Consider the following 2,900-nt stretch of genomic DNA (forward strand, 5'->3'; position numbering starts at 1 on the left):
ACCCATACCCTCCCCGGACAACGCGCCGCCGACACGGCCACAGTCCACGCCGTCCTCTACGACCCCTCCGGCCGGATAAGCCAGCCCCTGCGCCTCGACAACGAAACCGCCCCCGAATTCCCCGCCGACACCTACATCGGCGCGGCCGCGACCCCGACGGCCACGCCCACCGCCGGACAATCCAGCACGCAACACCAAGACGAGAGCTCGGACGAGGACGACGACGAGGCCAGCGACGAAGAAGACGAGGAGGTAGAAAACAGCGACGAAGACTCGGACGAGGAACAGCCGCACACCGAATCCGCTGCCGCTCAGACCACTCCGGCCCACGCCGGAACAAACACTGCCGCAACGGAACTCGACGAAGAGGCCAGCGACGAGGAATCGGACGAAGAAGAACCGCACACCGTAGTCCCCGCCACCCAGACCACACCGATTCGCGCCGGATCGGCCTCTGCCACAGCACAACCCATCGCCCGACCCGACGGCGAAGACGAAGACGACAGCGACGAAGACTCCGACGACGGCAGACTCACCGTCATCCTCGCCCCCGAACCCACACGCGCCCGCGTCCAGGCGAGCCCCACAACCCTCCAGCGTGACCGCGACGCAGAGGCCGAGCACTCCGACGAAGAGGACGAATACAGCGACGAGGACGACGACGAATACGTCGAGGCCGATGACGAGGATCGAGCTTCCGTCCCCGGCGATCGGTTCCAACCGTTCACAGACGAGGACGGCCGGGTTCGTCTCTTCGAGCCCGCTACCGGCCTGGTCTACGACCCCGCAGCCGAGGGCGAACCTCTGCTGGTGGGCCCGATGCCCGGCAGCGAGCGGCCGACCTCCCCGCCCGCGGAACACCAGTCGGCTCCTACCGAGCGTGACGATCCATACACGCTGCTGTCCGACGCGGCCGAGAGATTCGGTGTCGGTGGTGAGCAGTTCCCGAACAGCCCCGCCGCGCAGGATTGGCTGAGCCGGGTGAACCGGGCGTTCGATTCGGCCGGCACTCCCGAATTCGAGAACTCCGCGTTGGCGGCGCTGCGCGACATTCCCAGAGCCGAGATCGAACGGCTGCTCACCACGGACCTGGGTGTCGATCAGGGCACTCGTCCGTCCGCCGCCGAAGTGGCTGAATCCCAGGATGATTCGGCTCCGGTCGCCCGGCAGGCCGACCCGCGTGAGCAGCCGACGGACCCGATGGCCACGCAGGTCATCCCCGAATCGCGAGACACCACAGCCGATTCGACTCCGGCGGTGCAGGCCGAGGCGGCCAGGGTGCGGCAGGAGCTGAACGAAGCCTATCTGGGCGCCCGCGCACCGCACGAGGACCTCGAGGACCTCGACGACGACGATGAGGTGTACTACTTCGACGAGGACGAGCAGCGCACCTACATCTACAACCCGCGCACCGGGGAGACCTATCCGGATCCGGCCGAGGAGCAGGACCTGTCCTCCGACGAGGACGAGTTGTACCTCGACGCGTTGTACGGAGACCGCGAGTTCGACGCCGCGGCGGTCTCCGACGACGAACCCACAGAACATCCGGTGACCGAAGAAACCGAAGCAGAGGCCACGGATCGCTCGAAGGAACCGACGGACTCACCTGTACGCGAGCCCGAATCACCCACACGCAAGTCCGATTCCCCCGGCCGCAAGTCGGATTCGTCCGCACTGAAGCCCAAATCAACTGGGCGCAAGTCCGATTCGTCCGACCGAGAGCTCGAGTCGCCTACCCGCAAGCCCGACGGGAAGTTCACGACCAGGCCCAGGGCGAGGTCCACGACGTCCAGGCTGTCCGCGGACTCCCGGTTGTCCGTGGGCTCCAAGGTCTCCAGGGCGAGTACACCACCCGTCCTGGAGACACAGAAGGATGAAGATCATCTGTCGGATGTCGAGCAGGAATACTTCGACACCGCCGAAGACCTGGATCCCTTGGACGATCAGGAATTCCAGCGGGATCCGAAGAGTCATTCCCGGTCGGGCAGCAAGTCCACCATATCCACGACCTCGTCGCCGAAGCGAAAGCTGCCGACCGGCAGTGTCTCTCATTCCCGGTCCGGTAGCCGCTCCACCGTATCCTCGGGTCGGCCGAAGGATTTCAGTCCGCCCGTCCGGGAATTCGGCACCCAGCGCGATGGCACCAAGGAACTGCTGCACATCGAACCGATCCCGGAGTCGACGATCCAGTGGCTACGCGATCAGGTCATCACCAGGATGGAACGCACCCGCGGCCAGGACGCGAAATTCCGTGCCCAGGTCAACAAGAAACTGACCTCCCGGATGACCTCCGGGGAATGGGCGGCTCTGTTGAGCGAGTCGGGCCTCGCGCTGAACGTGAAATACAAGGGACGCCCGTACCCGATCTCCGTACGCCTGGACCTGGCCAACGTGCGGCGCCCGGCCGGCGAACCCATCCAGCGGGTGGGCGCGGACCTACCGGTCAGCCTGCAACGCTGGTCCTACGGGCTCTCCGAAATCGGTGACACCGCCAGCCAGCATGATCAGCGGTCGGGTTCGTACGCGTACGCCTACGAAGGGGACGTGGACAAGGGCAAGTTCCTGACCGCGGGCGTCACCGTACAGGGCAATATGACCCACAACCAGCTCGCGACCTCCACGAGCGTGTTCGCCACATCGCAGTCGATCGTCAAGAAACGCAGTACCGGCCCCTCACTGCCGTTCGACTACGAGATGCGGTTCGAACTCCGGGTCAACAACAACGGGATGGAAGGCGTGCTGGCGCCCGCGGTGCCCGCGGACCGGTGGGAGCGCATCGGCGGGCACACCCCGCCACCCGCGCCCGTCGCCACATCCCAACCGGCCGGCAGCGCGGCCCGTCCGGCCGGCGCCGCGCCCGAGCCGGACCGGGTGCGAGCGTGGTTCCCGAAGTACATGGT

The 2,900-nt window shown here is 66.3% G+C and carries 1 pseudogene; it reads left to right on the forward strand.

Annotation, left to right across the window (positions count from 1 at the left end):
* A pseudogene (locus JZ791_RS43830) lies at positions 1-2,900 on the forward strand (hypothetical protein); the annotation flags it as partial.

Source organism: Nocardia alni (assembly GCF_019038435.1).
Lineage (GTDB): Bacteria > Actinomycetota > Actinomycetes > Mycobacteriales > Mycobacteriaceae > Nocardia > Nocardia alni.